Source organism: uncultured Roseobacter sp., from assembly GCF_947501835.1.
GTDB lineage: Bacteria > Pseudomonadota > Alphaproteobacteria > Rhodobacterales > Rhodobacteraceae > Roseobacter.
In genome coordinates this window covers 299,523-318,416 of sequence record NZ_CANMXR010000005.1, presented here as the reverse complement: position 1 = coordinate 318,416, position 18,894 = coordinate 299,523, and the positions used below count along the sequence as shown (strand labels likewise).

Here is an 18,894-nt window from a genome sequence, read left to right as displayed (position 1 = left end):
GTTCAGCCCTTCTGAGAACACCTTAAACATCGGGTCCCGAAAAGGGCGTTGAAATCTCGTTTTCAAGCAGCCTTGGGGGACCCGAGTTGTTTGGGAGGTGCCTTACCCCGCCTTCTTAAGGTCCGCGATCATCGCGTTGATGTCGCCGCCCCGGCGGTCAAGCATCGAGCCGATCTCGCTCCGTTCTGTCAGGAGCAAGTTGACGCCTTCGATGAAGATGTTGAAGAACTTGTTTCTGCCGGACTTGTCAGAAACATGGAAGGAAACCTCAAAAGGCCCGTCGCCGCGCAGGTAGGCCAGCGTATTGATTTCATAGCCGGCCTTGATCTGACGCGCGGATTGCACCTCGACACGGCCGCCGATGAAATCACGGAACTGCTTGCCGTATTTCCGGGCTATATAGCCGGTAAAGGCATCATTGAACGCACGCTTTTGCGATGCAGACGCGGAGCGGCCATCCGCTCCCAGCGCGTATTGCGCCATGATGTTGACGTCCGCGTAGCGCACGAAGAGCTTTTCGAACTCGCGCAGGACGGCGCTGTCGGACTGACCGGAACTGATGACCCGGTCAATGTCCGCGACAACCTCGTCCACGAGTTTGCGGGCATCTGTCTCGGTCAAAGCAAGCGCGGGCTGCGCCGTCAGTAGCGCGAAAGCGGCGGTACTCAGGAAAAAATCTCTGCGGTTGAGATTACTCAGCATAGGGGTCCTCATATGGGTCTGCTGCAAATGGGTCGACGTCTTCGCGGGCCTCCTGGCCCAATTCGAAACGGCGGTTCTGAAGATAGATCAAACGAGACTGTGAATAGCTGTCGGTGCTTTCGTAGAGCACCGAATCGATGGTGTCGCTGAACCGTTCCCGGTCGTTCAGGACGGCACCACCCTTGGCCGTGGGCGGGATCAACTCGGCATCGCCGTCGAGTGTGTTGTAGGTCAGCGGGTTGGTGAAGAAATCGACCACCAGACCAACCGTGTCACGCTGAGTGGAGGGTCCAAAGACCGGCAATTCGATGTAAGCGCCTTCGCCAACGCCCCAGACGGACAGGGTTTCGCCAAAATCGGTGTCATGGGCGGGGATCTTGAGCTCATCCGCCGCATCAAAGAAGCCACCGATCCCTATGGTCGTGTTCATCACGAAACGCAAGGTGGCAATACCGGTGCCGCGCAGGTCACCCTGCAACAGGCTATTGATCGCAACACCCGGCATGCCAAGGTTTTCAGAGAAATTGTTGACAGTATTCCGCATCTCAACGGGCACAACGCCGTAGCCCTGCGCCACCGGGCGGACCAGGTTTTTGTCCAGACCCTTGTTGAACGCGTGGACTTTGCGGTTCTGCGTCTCATAGGGATCGTTGATTCCATTGGAACGGGTGGCCACGTCCTGCGATGTGGCACAGGCGCTCAACGTCAGCGCAGCAACCAGAAGAACAGAGGGTCGCGCGAAAGCCTTGATTTTTAAGGAAAGAGACACTGGGATGATCCTGCAAAAACTGTGGAGAGGTAGGTAATTCTTTTTGTGAGGATGCCTAGGGGGCAACAGGTGGGTAATCGTATGATGTGGCAGAAGCGCGACAGCGCAACTCTAACTTGATTGTGCGTATAACGTCCACAGCAACGGCCACAAGGTGAGACTTGTAAGCGGAAATGTGAGCGACGGGTAGGTGGAACCTGCTGCTCTTGACCAATCCCGACCACTTTCGCGTTGTGCGGGTTAAAAATTATATTTTATTATCAATAGTTTAATCGGGTGGAGCGGCCACACCTGCAGTCACGCATAACATAATTTCGGTTCGGCATAGCCAAGGCGGTTTGGCATTTGCGCAGATTGGTGAAGTGTGCAGAAGCTCAAATTGCACCCTTGACCGGAATGCGTCATTACTCGGCAGAATATCGCTTTGATCTTACTCAAAAGGACCCTACTATGAGTTTTGCTTCCCGCCTTGCCGACCTTGGTGTGTCTCTGCCCGATGCGCCAGCCCCTGCGGCCAACTACGTGCCTTTCGTGAAATCCGGCAGCACCCTTTATGTTTCGGGGCAGATCTCAAATGGCCCCGATGGGCTGGTGACGGGCAAGCTGGGCGCGGATATGGACGTCGACGCCGGGGCTGCGGCTGCGCGCCTCTGTGCGATCAGCCTGCTGGCACAGGTCAAAGCGGCTTGCGGGGGTGACATCGATGGTCTGCTCCGTGTGGTCAAGCTGACGGGTTTCGTTAATTCGACGGCTGATTTCACCGATCAGCCCAAGGTGATCAACGGCGCGTCAGATTTCCTGGTTGAGGCCCTGGGCGATGCGGGCCGCCATGCGCGCTCTGCCGTTTCGGCAGCGGCTCTGCCCTTGGGCGTTGCGGTTGAGATCGAAGGTATCTTTGAAATCAAATGAAGGTCGCCCTGCCAGAACCCTTTCTGACCACGCCGCTGGCACATCGTGCCTTGCATGATGTGTCAGACGGCCGGCCGGAAAACAGCCGGGCGGCCATCCGTGCGGCGATTGCCGCAGGCTATGGGATCGAGATCGACGTGCAGCAAAGCGCTGATGCGCAGGCCTTGGTCTTTCACGACTACGCGCTGGACCGACTGGCCGAGGCATCAGGTCCCATTCGGGCACAAACCGCGGCGACTTTGGCGCAGACAGCTTTACGCGGCGGTGAGGAGGGCATCCCCGATCTGCCGGAAATCCTGTCACTGGTGGCCGGGCAGGTGCCCCTACTGATCGAAATCAAGGATCAGGATGGCGCAATGGGGCCGGATGTCGGTCCGTTGGAAGCGGCTGTTGCCAGCGCATTGGAAGGGTATTCAGGGCCGGTAGGTGTCATGTCGTTCAACCCGCATTCTGTGATCCGGATGGCGGCGCTATGCCCGGAGACCCCACGCGGTCTTGTGACCGAAGCCTATGAGGAAAAGAATTGGTCGCTGCCAGCTGAGACACGTGTGCATCTGCGCGAAATTCCTGACTACGAGAGGGCGGAGTGCAGCTTCATCAGTCACAGCATCCATGATCTCGATCACCCGCGCGTGGCGGAATTGAAAGCGCGGGGTGCTGCGGTGCTTTGCTGGACAGTGAGATCGCCGGAAGATGAAGCAAAGGCGCGCAAGGTTGCGCAGAATATTACCTTTGAGCAGTACCTCGCGGCGCTTCCCGCTTGATCCGGGGCGTCGGGGCCACACCTTAGGCAGGGGCAAGGGTAAAGTTGATGCAGGAACAGGAATTCGAAATCCGGATCATTCCGTCGCTGCGCGCAATCGACGCGCAGGATTGGGATGCCTGCGCCTGTCCCGAGGCCACAGATGGCGCGCGGCCCAATGATCCCTTCACCACCTACCGGTTTCTGAGCGCGCTTGAAGAAAGCGGATCCGTCGGCACCGGCACGGGCTGGCAGCCGCAATACCTGACGGCCTATGTGTCGGGGCAGTTGATTGGCGTGGCGCCGATGTACGTCAAATCCCACAGTCAGGGTGAGTATATCTTTGATCACAACTGGGCGCATGCCTACGAGCGCGCGGGCGGGCGATACTATCCGAAACTGCAGATTGCGGTGCCACACACACCGGCGACGGGCAGGCGGCTGCTCGTCAGGCCGGGGTTCGAGGACGCGGGCACCGCTGCACTGATCCAGGGCGCGGTGCAACTGGCGGATAACAACAACATTTCGTCTTTGCACCTGACCTTTTGTACCGAAGAGGAAGCGCAACGCGGCGCAGCCATCGGGCTGATGCTGCGCAAGACGCAGCAGTTTCACTGGCAGAACGATGGCTACGCTCAATTCGACGATTTCCTTGCGTCCCTGAGCTCGCGCAAGCGCAAGAACATCAGAAAAGAACGGCGGCAGGCGCAAAACTTTGGCGGTGAGATCCACACGATTACCGGGGATGCGCTGCAGCCGGAGCATTGGGATGCCTTCTGGCGGTTTTATCAGGATACCGGCGCGCGCAAATGGGGGACACCCTATCTGACCCGGCGGTTTTTCGACATCGCGCAGGAAGCCTTGCGGGATGACATCGCGCTGGTTCTGGCGGAACGGAACGGCCGCTGGGTGGCGGGCGCGCTGAACTTTATCGGGGCTCAGGCGTTATACGGCAGGTATTGGGGATGCACCGAGCATCACCCCTGTCTGCATTTTGAGCTTTGTTATTATCGCGCCATCGACATCGCGATCGAAATGGGGCTCGACCGCGTCGAAGCCGGCGCACAGGGCGAACACAAGCTGGCACGCGGCTATTTGCCGAACCCGACGTGGTCTTTGCATTGGGTGAATGATCCCAGTTTCGCGAATGCTATAGACAGTTATCTCAAGGCCGAACGCGACGCTGTGGATGAGGAGATAAATGTGTTGACCGAATTTGGCCCGTTCAGACGGGCAGATGTTGAGGAACAGGAATGACAGAAAAACTGAGCGAAGAAACCAGAGGCCCGCTGCTGGAGCCCCTCTTTGCCGCGGGCTGGGAAATGGTGGACGGACGCGACGCGATCCAGAAAACTTTTGTTTTCAAAAACTTCGTGGATGCCTTCGGGTGGATGACCCGCGTCGCCCTCTGGGCCGAGAAATGGGATCACCATCCCGAATGGCACAACGTTTACAAGACTGTGCAGGTGGTGTTGACCACCCACGACGTCGATGGCATTAGCGCGCTCGACGCAAAGCTTGCGCGCAAAATGGACAGTCTGGCGGAGTAAACGATGGATGAGTTGTTAGCGACTGAAATCTGGCAGGGGAAAACCGTGTCGGATCTGCTTACTTTGGACTTTCTGCTCAGCACGGCAGGGTCGGTGCTGGCAGCGATCGCAATCCTCTTTGTCGGGTGGACCATCTCGGCCTGGCTGCAACGCCGCGTTCGGGCGCTGGGCTTCAAATACGCGCATCTTGATGACATGCTCTTCGACTTTCTGTCATCGATTGTGCGGTATCTGGTGCTTGGGTTCACCTTTCTTTTTGTTCTCAACACTTTCGGCGTGCAGACGACCTCCGTGGTGGCGATCATCGGTGCCGCGGGCCTCGCGATTGGCCTGGCCCTGCAAGGAACGCTGTCCAACATCGCGGCGGGCGTGATGCTGATCCTCTTTCGGCCCATCAAACTTGGCGATTTTGTCGATGTTGGCGGGACCATGGGAACCGTCAAAGCCATCACTTTGAACTTCACTGAGCTGGCGGATGTCAGCAACGTGCAGGTTATTATCCCGAATGCGCAGGTCTGGGGCAATGTGATCACGAATTATTCCAGCAACCCGACGCGCCGTGCGGAGTGGTCTTTCGGGGTCGGATACGGGGTCAATCTGGCGGATGCCGAGCGGATCATTCTGGACACGATCATGGCGGACCCGCGCTCCAAATCCGATCCGGCGCCGTTCATTCAGGTCAATAATCTGGGCGCAAGTTCGGTGGATTTTCTGGTGCGCGTCTGGGTCGATGCCTCGGAATACTTCGCCTATCAGGCGGATATGAAGCGCGCCGTCAAAGAGGCGCTGGACAAGGGGCAGATCGACATTCCCTTCCCCACCACGACCATCGTTCAGGCCTCGTAGGTTTGCTGCATCGAAAGAGACCCGCAGCATCCGCTCCGGGCCTTTTCTTGTCTCACATGTTGTCGAGCAGCGCTTCCCCGGCGGAGACTTCGCACATGCCGGGGCTTTCCTCGGGCTGAAAGAGCGTCACTTTGCCGTCTTCCACCAGCATCGCATAGCGTTTGGAGCGTGACAGCAACCCTGCGGGCGGGGCGTCAAATTCCATGCCAATCGATTTGGTAAACGCGCTTTCCGTGTCGCCCAGCATGGTGATGCCCGCAGCTGTTGCACCGGTGACCTCGCCCCAGGCTTTCAAAACGAAGGGATCATTGACGGAGACGCAGATGATCTCATCCACACCTTTCGCGTCAAACTGGTCTTTGGTCCGCACAAAGCTTGGCACATGCGCCGAATGGCAGGTCGGCGTATAGGCCCCCGGCACGGCGAAGATCACAACTTTGCGGCCTTTGGTTTTGTCGGCCATCGAGACAGGCGATGGTCCGTCTGCGCCCATTTCCACCAGTGTTGCGTCGGGTAGCTGGTCGCCTTGAGAAATCGTCATGTGATACGCCTTTCTTGCAATTGCGTTTGTCGTTGCAGTGGATATAGGCTGCGGCCTTGGGCAGCACCAGAAGAAATGGTTAACAAAAGGGGGCCCCATGCGCCACATCGTCGTGATCGGAGCCGGGCAGGCGGGGTCTTCCTGCGTCGCGAAACTACGCAACAGCGGCTGCAAAGATGCGATCACACTGATCGGCGCGGAACCGGTGCCACCCTATCAGCGTCCGCCTCTGTCCAAGGCTTATCTGATGGGCGACATGGCCTTGGAGCGGCTCTTTTTGCGCCCGGAAACCTTCTATTCGGAGAGCGACATCACGTTGCGCATGGATGCGGAGGTGACGGCAATCGATCCGGCGCGCCGGACGGTCACGCTTGGGTCCGAGGCCTTGCACTATGATGATCTGGTGCTGACAACGGGCTCTGTGCCGCGCCGTTTACCCAGTAGTATCGGCGGCGATCTGAACGGGGTGTTTGTGGTGCGTGATCTGGCGGATGTCGATGCGATGGCGCCGCATTTCCAGGCGGGCAAGCGCGTTTTGATCGTGGGCGGCGGTTACATCGGTTTGGAGGCGGCCTCCGTCGCTGCCAAACTGGGGCTTGAGGTTACCCTGGTCGAGATGGCAGAGCGCATCCTGCAACGTGTCGCGACCCCGCAGACCAGCGATTATTTTAGAGACCTGCACCACTCCCATGGCGTGAACATCCTCGAAGGCACAGGCCTCGACCGGTTGATCGGCGAGGAAACGGTGACCGGGGCCGTTTTGAGCGATGGGACGGAATTGAGCGTTGATTTTGTCATTGCGGGCGTTGGAATTGCGCCGGCAACCGCCTTGGCTGAGGCAGCGGGGCTGGCCATCGACAACGGGATCAAGGTTGATGCGCAGGGACGTACATCTGATCCGCATATCTGGGCGGCGGGCGATTGCGCCTCCTTCCCCTATCGCGGCGGGCGCATTCGGCTGGAAAGCGTGCCCAATGCCATTGATCAGGCCGAAGTGGTCGCCGAGAACATCATGGGCGCTGAAAAAGAATATATCGCCAAGCCCTGGTTCTGGTCTGATCAATATGACGTGAAGCTGCAGATTGCGGGCCTGAACACCGGGTATACGGATGTCGTCAGCCGCGTCGGCGTAGGGCAAACCGCTTCCTTCTGGTACTACCGCGATGGCGATCTGCTGGCCGTGGATGCAATGAATGACTCGCGCGCCTATATGATCGGAAAGCGCCTGATCGAGGCCGGAAAGACCGCTGATCCTGCGGTTGTCGGCGATCCCGGTGCTGATCTGAAACCGCTTTTACAGGCGTGAGGATCATTGCCGGGCGATATCGCGGCACCGCCCTTGCGAGCGTCGGTAAGGGCGACAAGGGTGCGCATCTGCGCCCCACAACCGACCGCGTGCGTGAAAGCCTTTTCAGCGTCCTGAGCCACCATGATGTGATCGACGATGCGCGCGTGTTGGACCTTTTTGCGGGGACCGGCGCGCTGGGGCTTGAGGCGTTATCGCGCGGGGCGGCGCATGTGACCTTTGTCGACGATGGCCGCGTGGCACAAAAGCTGATCCGTCAGAACATCGACAAACTGCGCGCAACCGAAGGGACGCGGGTAATCCAGCGAGATGCAACGCGGCTGCCACCCTGTGACGCGGATCCCTTTGATCTGGTGTTTCTCGATCCGCCTTACGGCAAGAATTTGGGGTTGAAAGCGCTTGAGGCCGCCGTGGCAGGTGGCTGGCTGGCCGAGGACGCTTTCGTTGTCTGGGAGGAAGCGCAGCCGATGCCGACGCCCGGTGGTTTCTCGCCAGCGGATCAGCGCAGATACGGGGACACGCATATTACCTTATTGTCGAAATCAGCCGCCTGATATGCTATCGGTCGCGCATGTTCACATCAGCACTCTCTTTCTTCTGGCCGACCTTCTCACTCGAACGGGCGGCAGCAAAACCACCCCAACCTCGCCCCGCGCCGATCTTTATCGGAGATGCGGTCCAGCCGTGGGGAGGCGAGACCATGCTGTTGCAGATTCTGCGCCACGAGGCTGAAACGAAAGACTAATCTTTGGCGTAGGTCGGGTGGAACAGCCCGCCGGGGGACAGCGTGAAGATGTCGGCACCGTTTGCGGTCACCCCAATGGAATGCTCGAACTGCGCAGACAGGGATTTGTCACGGGTCACTGCCGTCCAGTCGTCCGAGAGCGTCTTGGTTTCCGGGCGTCCCAGATTGACCATGGGCTCGATGGTGAAGAACATGCCCTCTTCCAACACCGCCCCTGTGCCAGGACGTCCGTAATGCAGCACATTGGGGGGCGCGTGGAACACTCGGCCCAGCCCGTGCCCGCAGAAGTCACGCACCACCGACATGCGGTGGCTTTCGACATAAGACTGAATCGCGTGACCAATGTCGCCAAAGGTATTGCCGGGTTTGACGGCCTCGATCCCCAGCATCAGCGCGTCATGGGTGATTTGGATCAGGCGTTCAGCCTTGCGGGGCAATTTGCCCGCCACATACATGCGGCTGGTGTCGCCGAACCAGCCATCGACGATCACGGTCACGTCGACGTTCAGAATGTCGCCGTCCTTGAGCGTCTTGTCACCTGGAATGCCGTGACAGACGACGTGGTTTACGGAAATGCAGCTGGCGTGCTTGTAGCCTTTGTATCCGATGGTCGCTGAGGTGGCCCCGGCGGCCTCAACCATTTCGGTGATGGCCTTGTCGATTGCACCCGTGGTCTGGCCGACAAAGACAAGTGCCGCCACATCATCGAGAATGCGCGCAGCCAGGGCGCCCGCAGTATGCATGCCGGCAAAGTCAGCCTTTTCATAAATGCGTATGCCGTCTTTGGTATGACGGCCCCGAAGGTTTTCGTCCACGCAAGTGCTCCATCATCTTTATTCTGCGCTTTTAACGCGCAACAAATCCAAGGGCCAGAGGGCCTTCAGATCGCAATATCCAACATGCCTGACACGGCAATACCCTTTGGCGAGATATTGGTATCATAGCAAATAGTTTCAACGCCTGCATCTCGTGCCGCCCGGTAGGCCGTGGCATAGGCCGGGTCGATATCCTCCGCCAGCGCAAAGCTGGTGCAATCCGTGCGCTGCACCAGATAGAGCATCACCGCCCGGTGACCCATGCGGGCCATGGTGGCAAGCTCGCCCAGATGCTTGGCACCGCGGGCGGTAACACTATCGGGGAATTCGGCCCGTCCTGCCTGCCGCGAGAGCGTCACGCTTTTGACCTCGACATAGGCGTCGGGCAGCCCATCCCCTTGCAGCAGAAAGTCGATCCGGCTGTTTTCACCGTATTTCACCTCTGGTCGCACCATATCATAGGCGGCAAAGGGGGCCAATTCCCGCGCTTGCAGAGCCACCTTGAGCGCGCGGTTCGGTAGCGATGTGTCGACACCGGTAAAATGTCCGTTCTCATGATCCACCAGCCGCCAGCCATATTTCAGCTTCTTTTTCGGATCGTCATTGGGTTCCAGCCAGACCCGCATGCCCGGCTCGGCCAGACCCATCATTGAGCCGGGATTGGCACAATGAGCGGTGATTTCCATGCCCGATCCCTCCAGCACGCAGTCCGCCAGAAATCGTTTGTAACGGCGGGTCAGCGTTGCTGGTACAAGATCGGTTTGAAAGCGCATAAACGCAGGTCTATACCTCGCATAAGGTGAGACGCAAGGAGAGCAGAGCGATGCCCAATCCAACGGCAGCCATGATGGTGATCGGCGACGAAATACTGTCCGGCCGGACGCGCGATGCCAATATGTACCATCTGGCGGGCAAGCTGACAGAGGCGGGCATTGATCTGCGTGAAGTCAGGGTCGTCAGCGATGACCCGGATGCGATTGTTGCGGCGGTTCAGGCGCTGTCGTCCAGCTATGACCACGTCTTCACCAGCGGCGGTATCGGTCCGACGCATGATGATATCACCGCCGACTGCATCGCTGCGGCTTTCAACAAGCATATTGATGTGCGCGACGACGCGCGCAGCATTCTGGAAGCGCATTACAAGAACACCGGGACAGAGTTGAACGCGGCCCGCTTGCGCATGGCACGCATTCCCGATGATGCGGTGTTGATCGATAACCCGGTCTCCTCCGCGCCGGGGTTCACGCTCGGGAATGTTCATGTGATGGCCGGTGTACCGTCGGTGTTCCAGGCCATGGTCGAAAGCTTGCTGCCGACCTTGATCGGAGGCGCGCCGCTGATCTCGGAAACGCTGCGGATTGATCGCGGCGAAGGGGATATTGCCGGGCCTTTGGGCGCGCTCGCGGCGGAATATCCGACCTTGAGCATGGGATCTTATCCGTTTCAGAAAAAAAGCGGCAAATATGGATCGAATGTCGTGGTCCGTGGCTCTGATCCGGCGCTGGTGCGTCTGGCGATCGAACGCCTTGCCGAGTCGTTCCCAAAATGACACTTGAAACGCTGTTTGCGGCCATCGACGCAACCTGGCCTGCCGCTGCAAAACGCGCCGTAGGACCCTGGCTGCTGCGCCATGGTGCGGGCGGCGGGAAAAGGGCCTCGGCGGCGACCGCGCAGACTTTGCCCCAGCAAACAGATATCGCAGCCGCCGAAGCGGAGATGGGGCAAGATGGGCAGGACCCGCTCTTCATGATCCGCCCGGAGGATGCAGATCTGGATCAAAGGCTTGCGGCCCAGGGCTACCACGTCCTTGACCCCACCAACGTCTATTGCACGCCCGTTGCCCGACTGACGGATAAGCCAGTGCCGCGGGTCACAGCCTTCTGCATATGGGAGCCTTTGGCGATCATGGAGGAGATCTGGGCGCAGGGCGGCATCGGTCCGGAACGTCTGGCGGTGATGGCGCGCGCCGGGGTGAAAACCGGTATTCTTGCCCGCTGGAATGAAAAGCCCGCCGGGGCCGCGTTTGCTGCGATGCATGAGACGATCTGCATGGTGCATGCGGTCGAAATACTGCCGGAGCAACGCCGCCAGGGCGTGGCGCAATGGGTCATGCGGGCGGCGGCCCTCTGGGCCCAAAAACAGGGGGCAACCCATATTGCTGTGCTCTGCACACAGGCGAATACCGCCGCCAACGCGCTCTATTCCTCTCTGGGCTTTGAGATCGTGGGGCAGTACCATTACCGACACAAAACCGCGCAAGGAACCTAACCATGGCTGATACCGCACTCCCGACGGCCCTGAACCTGCCCATGGTCGATCCGCTCCCCGCCCCGACGCAGAAGTATTTCGATGTCTGTCAGGAGAAATTGGGCATGGTGCCCAATGTCTTGCGCGCCTATGCCTTTGACATTGAGAAACTCGATGCTTTCACGGGCGTCTACAACAATCTGATGTTGGCCCCCTCCGGGCTCAGTAAGCTGGAACGCGAGATGATCGCGGTGGTCGTCTCCTCGATCAACAAGTGTTTTTACTGCCTTGTGGCGCATGGTGCCGCGGTGCGCGCGATGTCTGGTGATCCGATGCTGGGTGAGGCGCTGGTGATGAACTACCGGGTGGCCAAGCTCGATGCACGCCAGCGTGCGATGCTGGATTTCGCCGCGATGATGACAACCGCAAGTGCGACGATCGAAGAAAACGACCGCGATGCCCTGCGCCAGGTCGGATTTACCGATCAGGATATCTGGGACATCGCCAATGTGGCAGGTTTTTTCAACATGACGAACCGGGTGGCGAGCGCCACTGCCATGCGCCCGAACGAAGACTACCACGCGCAGAGCAGATGACCCTGCGCGCGCTTCTGACAGTCGCACTGCTTTGCGGCGCGCCGGGCGTGTTTGCCGCTGATTTGGCCCTGCCCGCAGGTGCCAGCAGGACGGTGGAACGCGCGACTGAGCTTGACAGTTTTAACGCGCCGCTGGGCGCTTTTGATGGCGCGCATGTGCCGATGCAGACCCTCGAAGGCTCTGTGACACGCACCGCCTGGCGCATTGATACCGGCGGTCTGACCTCGTTGCAGGTCATGGCGCCCCTGCGCCAGCAGATCGAAGATCTTGGCTACCGCATTGATTTCGAGTGTGAGAGCGCAGCCTGCGGTGGCTTTGACTTTCGCTTCGCCATCGAGGTGCTGCCGGGGCCAAATATGTATGTCAATATCGCCTCATATCGGTACCTGACTGCATTCAAAGGCCCTGCCGACAACCCGTCCGAGGCCCTCACGGTTCTGGCGAGCGTCACGGCGGCGTCGGCCTATGTGCAGATCATCAATGCGGTTGCAGCTTCTGCACTTGCGGAAAATGGCGATGCGACAACGCCTGTACCTCGCGCCGATCCGGGGAGCGCGGGTCAAGGCGAAGGCCGCACACCCCCAACGGGGGATTTTCTGGCGCAGGGGTTTGTCATTCTTCAGGACCTCGAATTTGCCACCGGGACGTCGGAGCTTGGCGCGGGTCCCTTTGCCTCGCTGGCGCAGCTGGCCGAAGCGCTCGCCCGCCGCCCCGATCTGCGCGTGGCGCTTGTCGGGCATACGGATACGGTCGGGGATCTGGCGGTGAACATCACCCTATCGCGTGAACGTGCCCGCGCTGTCCGGACCCGGTTGATAGATGGATACGGTATCGACGCAAGCAGGCTGGATGCTGAGGGCATGGGGTATCTGGCGCCCGTGGCGACAAATCTGACACCCGAAGGGCGGGAGCAAAACCGCCGTGTCGAAGCCATTATTCTGAACGTCGAGTGACCCCCAGTGCCAAAGAAAAAACCCCCGGAACATGAATGTTCCGAGGGGTAGGTCACCGAGGGGGGTGTAGATTTAATTACCAGTCCGAGGGGCCTTTTTCGGCAAAGGCGTGGACGAGAAAGTCGATGAAGGCGCGGACCTTGGGCTGCGTGAAACGCCCGGGCGGGTAGACCGCATAGATGCCTTGGGTCTCTAGGGGCAGGTCAGGGATCGCGTCTTCGATCAGCCCTTTGTCCATGGCGTCCGCATAAAGAAAGCTGGGCAGATAGGCGATGCCGAGACCGGAAATCGCAGCGTTCAGCAGGGATTGCCCGTCATTCACACTCAACCAGCCCGCGGTACGAACCTGACGTTTTTCGCCCGAAGGGGCCGTCAGTTTCCAGACGTTGCCTGAGGATTGGTTGGAGTAATGCAGCAGTTTGTGGTTGTTCAGGTCGTCGATCTTTTCCGGTCGGCCGTATTTTTCAAAATACTCCGGGCTGGCGATCATACGCTTTGTGGTCTCGGTCAGTTTGCGGGCGCGCAGGGAGCTGTCTTCCAGCTCACCGATGCGCACGGCCATGTCGAAGCCTTCTGAGATCAGCTCAACGTACCGGTTGTTCAGCACCATATTGACCGTAATGTCCGGGAAATCGGACAGGAATTCGCTCAGCACAGGCGACAGGTGGTTTACCCCGAAATCTGTCGCGACCGAGATGCGCAGCAGGCCGGAGGGCGCGCTTTGCATGGATGTGACCAGCGCATCCGCTTCGCCCGCGTCATTCAGGACACGACGGGCGCGGTCATAATAGGCCAGACCAATTTCTGTGGGGCTGACCCGGCGGGTTGTCCGGTTCAGCAGGCGCGCACCGAGGCGCGCTTCGAGGGAAGACACATGTTTTGAGACAGCAGATTTTGAGATCCCCATCTTTTTGGCCGCGTCAGTGAAGCCGCCCTGGTCCACTACCGTGGCGAATGCTTCCATTTCCGTGAGGCGGTCCATTGCCTTCCCCTTTTATTCTGTCAGTTCCGAAAATGGTTATGCGCACCAATTCGGGCAGGAACGCGGCGGAGGTGAGACAGTATCGCGGTTTTTGCATGGATCGTTGAGGGCGTGGAAACGCGATGGCCACAATTCCGGCGGAAAATCGCGCCTAAAGGGCCGCGGCAAAAACCTCTGCTGCTTGCCGCAGCGGTGCCGGATCCATGTCGCCGATCAGTAGAAATCCGTGCGCGTCGCGGTTCCAGCGTACGGTCTGAAGGCCTCTCGCCTCGCCTTCGGTCAGGGCAAGCGGTGCCTGCCCATCAGCGAGAATAATGCACAGTGCAACGGGTGTGCCATCCGCATCCTGATAGGCAATCTGCACCAGGGGTTGCCCCCGAAATCCAAGGACCTGCGCGCGTTTCAGGGTCAAACCATCGATCTCGGGCAGGATGCTCAGGTCCAGATCCACTGCGGCGGAGACGCGTTGCAGCTGCGCGCGGGTGTCCGCGTCGCTCTGATCCACCACATCTAGCGTCTCGGCGGTGTAAAGCATCTGGTAGCTTGCCACGAAACCAGCCCAGCCTTCTGCGGGCTTAGGTTGCGCAAGGAATGAGGCAAAGACGATCCCGCTGATGGCCAGCCCTGCCACAAGTCCGGTGGCGAATATGCCGGTGGAACTGTGCGCATTTGGTGCGACCGGCATTTCCGGCAGCGGCGGCGCGGGCGGGTAGCTGGCCAGCATGTCGCGGCGCAGGCTGGCGATATCCAGCGTCAATCCTGTCAGGCGCGCCTTGACCGCCGGGTCGACCTGCAGCGCCGTTTCAATCCGCGCACGCAGCTCAGCGGTTACCTCATCATCAAGGTAGGCCGTCAGGTCTTCGTCCGTGATATGTGCGGCGTCCGTCATAGGGTCGACCTTTGTTCATCCGGCATCTTCGTGTTCAGCGTCTTGCGTGCAGCGGCCAACCGGCTCATCACGGTGCCGATCGGAATCTCCATAATGTCTGCAGCTTCGCGGTAGCTCATTCCTTCCACGTAAACCAGCGTGACCGCATGTCGCTGTGCATCAGGCAGGGCGTTTATCTGGGAAAACACTTCAGAAACGAAAATATTCGCTTCCGCGCTGTTATTTTTCTGATCTGCAAGATCCTGCTCCTCCACAGGCACAAGCCCGCCCGCCGTGCGCACCTTGCGGGCGCGCAACTCGTTCAGCCAAAGCCTGTGTGCGATCCGCATCAGCCAGCGGTCAAGATGGGTCCCGGGTTCAAAACCATCTGCCTTTTCGATGGCCCGAAGACAGGTCATTTGCGCGACTTCCTCCGCCCAATCCTTGCGACCGGTCAGCGAGATGCAGAACCGCCAGAGCGCCGGATAGGCATCGGGCAGCCCCTCCCGCACCGCTTTGTCGCTTGAGGTATTGCTAAAAAGGCCGATGGCTTCTGTCCTGCGTCATGATCGATGCAGGTTACGCGAACCAGGGCGCGCCAACAATGTCAGCCTATTGTAATCTGTGTCACTTTCGCTTCATCACATGCCGTGTCTAAAGCGCTGCTGCGAGGCGGGTGCCTTGATTGATCGCACGTTTGGCATCCAGTTCGGCGGCAACATCGGCACCGCCAATGACATGGCAGGGGGTCCCTTGTGCCTCCAGCGTATCGGCCAGAGAGCGATCAGAGAGCTGACCCGCACAGAGCACGATGGTGTCCGCCGCGATCAGTGTTGGGTTTTCCCGTGCCTCGCCGTGCGAGACCATGATGCCGCCGTCCTCGATCCGTTCATAATTCACGCCGCCGATCATCTTGACGTTTTTCATCGCGAGCGCTGCGCGGTGGATCCAGCCGGTGGTCTTGCCGAGACGCTTGCCCGGTTTCTCCGCTTTGCGCTGCAGCAGCGTGACCTGTCGTGCGGGCGCGTGCGGTTGCGGGCCTTCGGGTGCGAGGCCGGATCGGTGCTCAGCCGGGTCCGCCACGCCCCATTCGCGCATCCAATCCGGCAGGCTCTCAGTAGGGCTGGTCCCCTCATGCACAAGGTATTCTGCCACATCAAACCCGATGCCGCCCGCGCCGACGATGGCCACGCGTTTGCCCACCGCGACCTTGCCGCGCAGCACATCAATGTAGCTGACCACATGGGGTGCGGACTGGCCGGGAATTTCCGGGTCGCGCGGCGCAACGCCGGTGGCGACGATCACCTCGTCAAATCCTTTCAGATCCGACGCGCCGACCTCGCGGCCCAGCTGCTGATCGATGCCCAGATCGTCGACCATGGTGCGGTACCAGTCCACCAGCCCCCAAAACTCTTCCTTGCCGGGGACCTGTTTGGCCATGTTGAGCTGGCCGCCGATGTCCGCGGCCCGGTCAAAGAGCGTCACCTTATGGCCACGCTCGGCGGCCGTCATGGCGGCGGAAAGCCCCGCGGGTCCAGCGCCAACGACGGCAATGGATTTGAGCGCTTCGGCCGGGGTGATCTGCAGTTCGGTCTCATAGCAGGCGCGCGGATTGACCAGACAGCTGGAGATTTTGCCGCTGAAGGTGTGATCGAGGCAGGCCTGATTGCAGGCAATGCAGGGCGCGATCTGTGCGGATTTCCCCGCCATGGCTTTTGCCACGAAATCGGCATCGGCCAGCATCGGGCGCGCCATGGACACCATATCCGCGCAGCCATCCGCCAGCACCTCTTCGGCCACCTCTGGCGTATTGATCCGGTTCGACGTGATTATCGGTATGCCGACCTTGCCCATCAGCTTTTTCGTGACCCAGGCAAAGGCCGCGCGCGGCACCGAGGTGGCAATGGTCGGGATGCGCGCCTCATGCCAGCCGATACCCGTATTGATGATGGTCGCACCGGCCTTCTCGATTTCCCGCGCCAGCTGCACGACTTCTTCATGAGTTGAGCCATTGGGGACCAGATCGATCATCGACAGCCGGTAGATGATGATGAAATCGGTGCCCACCGCCTCGCGCACTCGGCGCACCACCGCGATCGGCAGGCGCATGCGGTTTTCATAGGACCCGCCCCATTCATCATCGCGTTTGTTGGTGTGTGTGACGAGGAATTGGTTCAGGAAGTACCCCTCCGACCCCATGATCTCGACCCCGTCATACCCGGCCTCTTGCGCGCGCTGCGCACAGGTCACGATATCAGCGATCTGTTTCTCGATGCCCTCTGCGTCCAGCGCTGCGGGCGGAAACGGGGAGATGGGGGATTTGATGGCGGAGGGGGCCACGCATTTGGGCCCGTAGGCATAGCGACCTGCGTGCAGGATCTGCATGGCGATCTTGCCACCGGCATCATGCACGCGTCTGGTGATGACGCTGTGATTGTCCACGTCCTGCTGGCTGACCATCATCGCGGCGCCGGGCAGAACCGATCCTTCGAGGTTGGGGCCAATCCCTCCGGTGACCATCAGGCCGACCTCGCCGCGCGCGCGCTCCGCGTAGAATTCCGCAACCCGGTTCCAGTCCTTGGTCTCTTCTAGGCCGGTATGCATGGACCCCATCAGCACCCGATTTTTGAGCGTGGTGAAGCCCAGATCAAGCGGTGCCAGAAGATGTGGATAATTGGCCATGCGAAACCCTCCCCGGTTTTGGTTGCCCTGAGATCACATTTTCACATATGCGCTGTCACGTCGAACGCCGCGTCACATGGAAGGATCGTGGCAACAAGGAGCAGGACCATGTTGCGATGGGCAGCCCCCGCAGATGCACCGGAACTGGCGCAGGTCTTCTTTGCCGCTGTGCGCGAGGGGCCAAGCCCCTATAGCCAAGCGCAGCGCCGCGCGTGGTTGCCCGAACCGCCATCGGGGGAGCGGTGGGCCGCTCGGCTGTCAAGGCTGGAGACCCTGGTGGCTGAGAGCGAGGGTCGGATTACTGGGTTCATGACCGTGGAACCGGGGGGCTACATCGATCTTGCGTTCGTTTTGCCGGAGCATCAGGGCACTGGGCTCTTCCGCAAGCTTTACAACCGTATTGAGCAGCGGGCGCGGGGGCGGCAGGAGCCGTGTCTGTGGACCCACGCAAGCCTCATGGCGCAACCGGCCTTTCGGGCAATGGGGTTTTTGGTTATCCATCATGAGACGGTTGTGCGCGATGGGCAAAGTCTCGCGCGCGCTGAAATGGAGAAGAGGCTGAAATGACCCCCGAAGAAATTGCGAAGCTGCCCTACCGGCCATGCGTCGGTGTGATGCTGATCAACCGCAACAGCGAGGTCTTCGTGGGCCAGCGACGGGACAGCCAGATTGCCGCCTGGCAGATGCCGCAGGGCGGGATCGACAAGGGCGAGGCGGCTGAGGCCGCAGCCCTGCGCGAACTTTGGGAAGAAACCGGTGTGACGGCGGATCTGGTGCGTGTTGTGGCGGCCAGCGATCAATGGCTGCCCTATGAGCTGCCCTTCGATCTGGTGCCAAAGCTCTGGAAAGGCCGCTACCGGGGGCAAAAACAAAAGTGGTTCCTGATGCGGTTTGAAGGTGAGGACAGTCAGATCGATATTGCCACCGAGCACCCTGAGTTTTCGGAATGGCGCTGGTTGCCCGCCAATGCGCTGGTCGACAACATCGTGCCTTTCAAGCGTGACGTCTATGCTGCCGTCATGGATGAGTTCAGCGCGCTGATCTAGGGGCGGAAGCTGGGCACATTCGGCGCGGCGGTATTGGGCAGCACGCCAATGACACGCGGATCGTCGTCAATCTCCACCGCCTGTCGTATCGGGGTAAATCCGCTGCGACGATAGAAGCTCAGCGCCTGCGGGCTGTCGATGGTGCAGGTATGTACGTGAAACCGGGAGACCGGCCTTTCCCAGGCGCGGCGGATCGCTTCGTTCATCAGATGACGCCCGGAACCGGTCCCGATCAGGTTTGAGGTCAGCCCGAAGTATGCAAGCTCGCAGGCACCGTCCTGGCGGAAATCAAGCTCCAGCAAGGCCTCGTCCTGTCCATCGCGGGACAGGGTGAAGATCTCCACCTTCGGATCGTTCAGGATCTGCAGCAAATCCGCGTCGCTCTGCGTCAACCGCCCGTACCACAGCCAGTCCAGCGACCCCACGCGCCTGAAGATATCGCGGTACCAGTCCAATCCCGCATCCACCTGCCTGAATGCAACGCCCTCGGGCAGGGTGCTTTGCTTGATCTCGGGTTTCGATGTCATCTCCAGGTAGGTCACGATCATCGCGACCTTGCCCGGTGGAATGGCATGTAACCCGTCCGTCAGCATGG

23 protein-coding genes are annotated in these 18,894 nt (G+C 59.8%); 13 read left to right on the top strand and 10 right to left on the bottom strand.

Annotation, left to right across the window (positions count from 1 at the left end; translation table 11 throughout):
• Nucleotides 1–102 precede the first annotated feature (102 nt).
• On the bottom strand, nucleotides 103–702 hold the full coding sequence (locus tag Q1A20_RS13015) for a phospholipid-binding protein MlaC (protein WP_298974459.1): 600 nt from the start codon (nucleotides 700–702) through the stop codon (nucleotides 103–105).
• Nucleotides 692–1,471: a VacJ family lipoprotein gene (locus Q1A20_RS13010; RefSeq protein WP_298974460.1), complete on the bottom strand. Its 780-nt coding sequence runs from the start codon at nucleotides 1,469–1,471 to the stop codon at nucleotides 692–694. Before Q1A20_RS13010 ends, Q1A20_RS13015 begins: the two co-directional genes overlap by 11 nt.
• 450 nt (nucleotides 1,472–1,921) lie before the next feature.
• Here Q1A20_RS13010 and Q1A20_RS13005 point away from each other — a divergent pair, with 450 nt between their 5' ends.
• Genes Q1A20_RS13005 through Q1A20_RS12985 form a run of 5 tightly spaced genes read left to right on the top strand, consistent with a single transcriptional unit; the run spans nucleotide 1,922 to nucleotide 5,518 of the window.
• The gene (locus Q1A20_RS13005) at nucleotides 1,922–2,380 is read left to right on the top strand and encodes a RidA family protein (protein ID WP_298974462.1); all 459 of its coding nucleotides are present in this window, start codon (nucleotides 1,922–1,924) and stop codon (nucleotides 2,378–2,380) included.
• The gene (locus Q1A20_RS13000) at nucleotides 2,377–3,144 is read left to right on the top strand and encodes a glycerophosphodiester phosphodiesterase family protein (RefSeq protein ID WP_299917056.1); all 768 of its coding nucleotides are present in this window, start codon (nucleotides 2,377–2,379) and stop codon (nucleotides 3,142–3,144) included. The genes Q1A20_RS13005 and Q1A20_RS13000 overlap by 4 nt, the downstream gene beginning before the upstream one ends.
• A 47-nt stretch (nucleotides 3,145–3,191) precedes the next feature.
• Nucleotides 3,192–4,379, top strand: a complete 1,188-nt coding sequence (locus tag Q1A20_RS12995; RefSeq protein WP_299408352.1) for a GNAT family N-acetyltransferase — start codon at nucleotides 3,192–3,194, stop codon at nucleotides 4,377–4,379.
• Nucleotides 4,376–4,672 carry a 4a-hydroxytetrahydrobiopterin dehydratase gene (locus tag Q1A20_RS12990; RefSeq protein WP_299408350.1) on the top strand — a complete coding sequence of 99 codons (297 nt, stop codon included), beginning with the start codon at nucleotides 4,376–4,378 and terminating at the stop codon, nucleotides 4,670–4,672. Before Q1A20_RS12995 ends, Q1A20_RS12990 begins: the two co-directional genes overlap by 4 nt.
• A 3-nt stretch (nucleotides 4,673–4,675) precedes the next feature.
• A complete protein-coding gene (locus Q1A20_RS12985; RefSeq protein ID WP_298974468.1) occupies nucleotides 4,676–5,518 on the top strand; it encodes a mechanosensitive ion channel domain-containing protein in 843 nt (280 codons plus the stop codon).
• Between the two features lie 52 nt (nucleotides 5,519–5,570).
• On the opposite strand, the gene Q1A20_RS12980 is transcribed toward Q1A20_RS12985, so the two are convergent.
• Nucleotides 5,571–6,059, bottom strand: coding sequence for a peroxiredoxin (locus Q1A20_RS12980; RefSeq protein ID WP_298974469.1), 489 nt, complete (start codon nucleotides 6,057–6,059; stop codon nucleotides 5,571–5,573).
• A gap of 97 nt (nucleotides 6,060–6,156) precedes the next feature.
• Between Q1A20_RS12980 and Q1A20_RS12975 the strand changes: the two genes are divergently transcribed.
• A complete protein-coding gene (locus tag Q1A20_RS12975) occupies nucleotides 6,157–7,365 on the top strand; it encodes an FAD-dependent oxidoreductase (RefSeq protein ID WP_299408345.1) in 1,209 nt (402 codons plus the stop codon).
• On the top strand, nucleotides 7,362–7,919 hold the full coding sequence (gene rsmD / locus Q1A20_RS12970) for a 16S rRNA (guanine(966)-N(2))-methyltransferase RsmD (RefSeq protein ID WP_299408343.1): 558 nt from the start codon (nucleotides 7,362–7,364) through the stop codon (nucleotides 7,917–7,919). The genes Q1A20_RS12975 and rsmD overlap by 4 nt, the downstream gene beginning before the upstream one ends.
• 187 nt (nucleotides 7,920–8,106) lie before the next feature.
• Here rsmD and map read toward each other — a convergent pair whose 3' ends face one another.
• Nucleotides 8,107–8,925 (bottom strand): type I methionyl aminopeptidase, encoded by an 819-nt coding sequence (gene map, locus Q1A20_RS12965; protein ID WP_299408338.1) that lies wholly within the window; start codon nucleotides 8,923–8,925, stop codon nucleotides 8,107–8,109.
• Between the two features lie 65 nt (nucleotides 8,926–8,990).
• Complete coding sequence (sfsA, locus tag Q1A20_RS12960) at nucleotides 8,991–9,698, bottom strand: DNA/RNA nuclease SfsA (protein WP_299408335.1); 708 nt, start codon at nucleotides 9,696–9,698, stop codon at nucleotides 8,991–8,993.
• 50 nt (nucleotides 9,699–9,748) lie between these two features.
• On the opposite strand from sfsA, the gene Q1A20_RS12955 reads away from it, so the two are divergent.
• The 4 genes from Q1A20_RS12955 to Q1A20_RS12940 are packed head-to-tail and all read left to right on the top strand — an operon-like array spanning nucleotide 9,749 to nucleotide 12,721.
• Nucleotides 9,749–10,474, top strand: coding sequence for a molybdopterin-binding protein (locus Q1A20_RS12955; protein ID WP_299408333.1), 726 nt, complete (start codon nucleotides 9,749–9,751; stop codon nucleotides 10,472–10,474).
• On the top strand, nucleotides 10,471–11,193 hold the full coding sequence (locus Q1A20_RS12950) for a GNAT family N-acetyltransferase (RefSeq protein ID WP_299408330.1): 723 nt from the start codon (nucleotides 10,471–10,473) through the stop codon (nucleotides 11,191–11,193). The genes Q1A20_RS12955 and Q1A20_RS12950 overlap by 4 nt, the downstream gene beginning before the upstream one ends.
• A 2-nt stretch (nucleotides 11,194–11,195) precedes the next feature.
• Nucleotides 11,196–11,768, top strand: coding sequence for a peroxidase-related enzyme (locus tag Q1A20_RS12945; RefSeq protein ID WP_299408328.1), 573 nt, complete (start codon nucleotides 11,196–11,198; stop codon nucleotides 11,766–11,768).
• Entirely contained in the window at nucleotides 11,765–12,721 is a 957-nt protein-coding gene (locus Q1A20_RS12940) for an OmpA family protein (RefSeq protein ID WP_299408325.1), read from the top strand. The genes Q1A20_RS12945 and Q1A20_RS12940 overlap by 4 nt, the downstream gene beginning before the upstream one ends.
• Before the next feature lie 76 nt (nucleotides 12,722–12,797).
• Here Q1A20_RS12940 and Q1A20_RS12935 read toward each other — a convergent pair whose 3' ends face one another.
• The 4 genes from Q1A20_RS12935 to Q1A20_RS12920 all read right to left on the bottom strand — a co-directional run bounded on the left by Q1A20_RS12935 (nucleotide 12,798) and on the right by Q1A20_RS12920 (nucleotide 17,253).
• Nucleotides 12,798–13,703: a LysR family transcriptional regulator gene (locus tag Q1A20_RS12935; protein ID WP_298974494.1), complete on the bottom strand. Its 906-nt coding sequence runs from the start codon at nucleotides 13,701–13,703 to the stop codon at nucleotides 12,798–12,800.
• Nucleotides 13,704–13,854: 151 nt separating this feature from the next.
• On the bottom strand, nucleotides 13,855–14,592 hold the full coding sequence (locus Q1A20_RS12930) for a hypothetical protein (RefSeq protein ID WP_299917052.1): 738 nt from the start codon (nucleotides 14,590–14,592) through the stop codon (nucleotides 13,855–13,857).
• Entirely contained in the window at nucleotides 14,589–15,083 is a 495-nt protein-coding gene (locus Q1A20_RS12925; protein WP_299408321.1) for an RNA polymerase sigma factor, read from the bottom strand. The genes Q1A20_RS12930 and Q1A20_RS12925 overlap by 4 nt, the downstream gene beginning before the upstream one ends.
• Before the next feature lie 142 nt (nucleotides 15,084–15,225).
• Nucleotides 15,226–17,253, bottom strand: coding sequence for an NADPH-dependent 2,4-dienoyl-CoA reductase (locus Q1A20_RS12920; RefSeq protein ID WP_299917051.1), 2,028 nt, complete (start codon nucleotides 17,251–17,253; stop codon nucleotides 15,226–15,228).
• A 108-nt stretch (nucleotides 17,254–17,361) separates the two neighbouring features.
• On the opposite strand from Q1A20_RS12920, the gene Q1A20_RS12915 reads away from it, so the two are divergent.
• Nucleotides 17,362–17,820, top strand: coding sequence for a GNAT family N-acetyltransferase (locus Q1A20_RS12915; protein WP_299917049.1), 459 nt, complete (start codon nucleotides 17,362–17,364; stop codon nucleotides 17,818–17,820).
• Nucleotides 17,817–18,299 carry an RNA pyrophosphohydrolase gene (locus Q1A20_RS12910; protein WP_299408313.1) on the top strand — a complete coding sequence of 161 codons (483 nt, stop codon included), beginning with the start codon at nucleotides 17,817–17,819 and terminating at the stop codon, nucleotides 18,297–18,299. Before Q1A20_RS12915 ends, Q1A20_RS12910 begins: the two co-directional genes overlap by 4 nt.
• Here the strand turns inward: Q1A20_RS12910 and Q1A20_RS12905 are convergent.
• Entirely contained in the window at nucleotides 18,296–18,892 is a 597-nt protein-coding gene (locus Q1A20_RS12905; protein ID WP_299408310.1) for an N-acetyltransferase, read from the bottom strand. The genes Q1A20_RS12910 and Q1A20_RS12905 overlap by 4 nt on opposite strands.
• Nucleotides 18,893–18,894: the final 2 nt, after the last annotated feature.